Origin of the sequence: Allocoleopsis sp., assembly GCF_036703385.1 — a bacterium.
Classification (GTDB): Bacteria; Cyanobacteriota; Cyanobacteriia; order Cyanobacteriales; family Coleofasciculaceae; genus Allocoleopsis.
Genome location: NZ_DATNPA010000534.1, coordinates 1 through 3,531 on the forward strand (window position 1 = coordinate 1; position 3,531 = coordinate 3,531).

3 protein-coding genes are annotated in these 3,531 nt (G+C 49.0%); 1 reads left to right on the forward strand and 2 read right to left on the reverse strand.

All coding sequences use genetic code 11. From position 1 onward, the window contains the following. The coding region (locus tag V6C93_RS25955) for a hypothetical protein (protein ID WP_333479561.1) at positions 1–191 on the forward strand (191 nt) is incomplete at its 5' end. A 136-nt stretch (positions 192–327) separates the two neighbouring features. On the opposite strand, the gene V6C93_RS25960 is transcribed toward V6C93_RS25955, so the two are convergent. Next, on the reverse strand, positions 328–867 hold the full coding sequence (locus V6C93_RS25960) for a DUF2267 domain-containing protein (protein WP_333479562.1): 540 nt from the start codon (positions 865–867) through the stop codon (positions 328–330). A gap of 284 nt (positions 868–1,151) precedes the next feature. Further along, positions 1,152–3,531: efflux RND transporter permease subunit (locus tag V6C93_RS25965; RefSeq protein WP_333479563.1), on the reverse strand; the 2,380-nt coding region annotated here is incomplete at its 5' end.

Genomic DNA, 3,531 nt, shown 5'->3' on the forward strand with positions numbered 1-3,531 from the left:
CGGTTTTCGAGTTCTTTAACACTCAGATGCGGGTTAATAGTGATGCGTTTTGGCATGGCGTGATGTGTTGCGCCTGCAAAACTCTACCAGAGATTGCCTCCTCTTGTGCATACAATGACTACCTAAACGGAAGCGATATCAGTGACTTTTTAATTGCGATCGCAACGGAAATTGAAGGCAACGACTCTTAGACTGACTATAGGATTTCTCAATAAGATTCAAATCGTTTAGCGTCGTATGAAAATCCAGCCCCCAAAAACTGGAGGCTGGCACTCATTTATGTAATTATCGATGATGGCTGTTAAAAAGGCGAAACGTCGGTTCTAATTAAGCTTGCTCCCAAAGCTCACGTATTTGGTCAGGAAGGCAGCTAGCTATTTCCTGAATCCGCTCAGCGGAAAGTTTGTCTTTGGTGGCGGAAAACACGGCTTTAACCGCTTGCTCTGCCTTGATTGTTCCTGGAAGTCCTCCTTCATTGGCAACTCGCGTGAGAAACAACTTGGAATCAATTCCCATTGGAGCCGGACCTGTTAAAGGTTTACGGATTCGGCTTAAAAATCCTACAATCGGGTTGGTGTCTTTCCAAAGCTCAGCCACTTCCATTTGGAGTGCTTTCTCTTTGGTAGGTAGAGCCTCTTCATGCAGCTCTGACTCGACGCGCTCAATGGTGTCCTTGGTCATCAAGTCACGCATGACACGAAACACAACTTCGGTAAAATCTCTGGCGTCGTACAAATCTGCGAAACCGGATTGAACCATCACCTTTTCCAGGAACGAGTGATGTTCATCGGCGATCGCAGTTCTAGTATCTTCGACCTCTGTGGGATCGATTTCGGGGATGTTTGTTCTATAGGTTTGATCGGCCATTGTTTTTTCTTGTGCTTCTTAATATTGAGTGATTATGCTTACCTGTGTAAGGTCGCACAATTTAGAAAGGTTTCGTATCGTCCAGAAGTTCAAGATGGCTCTATCCAAAAGTTAGAATTGAATCAGCGATCGCACATTTAACTGGCAATTTGATAGGTAGCAGAATTCTTATGGGATGGGACGGAAAGGCCGTCCGGGCTATGCCCATTAGAGGTGCTTCAGGCAAATATGCAGAGGGGCAACCACGAGGGATTGCCTGCCCCTACCGTTAATGAATCGACGCTCTAGATTCGCCCATGACTCACCGCTTTTCTGGCTGGTTTACGACGTAAGCGCTGAAAAATCCAGCTTTGCAAGCCGTCCATGTAGGTAAAAATCACCGGAATAACAACTAGGGTGAGGAGAGTGGAAGTCATTAAACCACCAATTACCGCGATCGCCATTGGACTGCGAGTCTGGGAACCCGCCCCAATCCCCAAGGCAATCGGTACCATCCCTGCAACCATTGCGATCGTGGTCATGATAATCGGTCGTAACCGCGCTACCCCAGATTCAAGAGTCGCTTTATACAAGGGCTTACCCTCTTTCTGGTTGAGCAAAGCATAATCCACTAATAGGATAGAGTTTTTCGTAACAATTCCCATCAGCAGCACAATCCCAATTAGAGAGAACAAACCCAAGGATTTTTGTGCAATTAGCAGTCCTACTAAAGCGCCGCCAATGGATAGGGGCAGCGCTGCCATAATCGTTACGGGATGCAGGAAATTACCAAATAGCAGAACAAGCACGGCATAGATAAAGAGTAAGGCGGTTCCCAACGCACCCGCAAAACCGGCAAACACATCCTGCATCACCTTGGCATCCCCAGAGGCTTCCTGCTTCACAGCAGGGGGTAGAGGATTCATCGCGGGTAGCGCTTTCACGGCTTTCGTGGCTTCTCCCAAGGTAATGCCTTGCAAATTGGCTTCTACTGTAACCTGGCGAGCTCGGTCATAGCGATCAATTTGAGATGCGCCACTGCCGAGACTGATGTTTGCCACAGAATTCAACGGCACCAATGTGTTATTTTTCCCCGGTACCTGGAGATTCTTCATCGTGTCGATGTTGTTGCGGAAACGGGGATTGAGTTCCACTCGAATTGGAATCTGTCGGTCTGGTAAATTAAACTTGGCGAGATTAGCGTCATTATCACCGAGGGTGGCGAGGGAAGCGGTTCTGGCGATCGCTTGCACAGAAACTCCCTGATCTGCCGCCCGATTTGGGTCAGGTTTCACCAAAATCTCTGGCTTCACCAGACTGGCACTCGATGTGACTTCCACGAGTCCTGGTATTTGGGACATTTGGCTGGTTAGTGCTTCCGCTGCCTGAGTTAGGCTAGCCGCATCTTCGCTCTTGAGTACGATAGATAATTGCTTTTTACCACCCACACGACCTTGAGCAAAACTAATCCGTGTTCCAGGAACATCAAAAAGTTTAGAACGCATCTGCTCTTCAAACTCTTGTTGCCCAATTGAGCGTTGCTTTTGGGGTTTCAGTTTAACTGTCAGGCTGCCTGTATTCACCGCGCCCCCTCCACCACCGCTAAATCCACCCGACGCGGTGGGAGCACCGACCGTTGCCAATACCTTATCGACAGCAGGACTATTTAGTAACAGTTCAGTGGCTTGCTGCGCGGTTTGAGTCGTCTGCTGTAAGGTTGAACCTGGAGGGAGTTCGATGGAGACCGTTGAAATCCCATTATCCGCGCGATCAACGAAACCTGTAGGAATATGAGGCACCAACATCAAGCTGCCAATGAAGAAGGCTAAGGCGATAACGAGTGTTGGAAATCGATTCCGCAATGACCACGTTAAAAGCCGACGATAGATAGAGGAGAGTAAATCTTTGGGCAATTCCTGCTGATGGTGTCCCTTATCTTTCAGCAGGTAAGCCGCCATCAGTGGCGTTACAGTACGAGCAACCAGGAGGGAGAATAACACGGAGACGGCAACAGTAACACCAAACGGTCGAAAGAACTGACCCGGAATGCCGCCCATAAACGCGACCGGGACAAAGACGGAGACAATGGTCATTGAAGTTGCAACCACCGCTAGACCAATCTCATCGGACGCATCCAAGGAGGCTTGAAAGGGCGTTTTCCCCATCTGCATGTGTCGCTCAATGTTCTCAATCTCCACGATCGCATCATCCACCAAAATCCCCACCACCAATGCCAGGGCAAGTAGCGTCATGCTGTTGAGGGTGTATCCCAATACTTTCAGCACAGCAAACGTGGGAATGGCAGATAGCGGCAAAGCTACCCCTGTAATCAAAGTGGCTCGCCAATCCCGTAAAAACACCAAGATGGTAACAACCGCGAGAACGCCTCCCAAAACTAAAGCGTCTACAGACGCTTCATAGGAATCTCGGATGAAATCCGCCATTGTGAAAATCAGTTGCAGCTTCACATCCGGGGGTAGTGTTTTTTGCAGTTGTTCTACCGCCTGACGCACCCCTTCTTCTACCGTGACGAGGGTGCTACCCGTACTGCGTAGGATGGAGAAGGCAACTACGGGTTTGCCATTGAGACGAGCACTTTGACGCGGTTCGGCAAAGGTGTCGCTGACCTCCCCTAAAGTGGATAGGGGCACAAAACTCCCTTTGGGGAGTGTGATTTGATAGTTT

Excerpts from the sequence above, each read along its gene's own strand:
- V6C93_RS25960 (WP_333479562.1), bottom strand. The coding sequence starts at position 867 with ATGGCCGATCAAACCTATAGAACAAACATCCCCGAAATCGATCCCACA.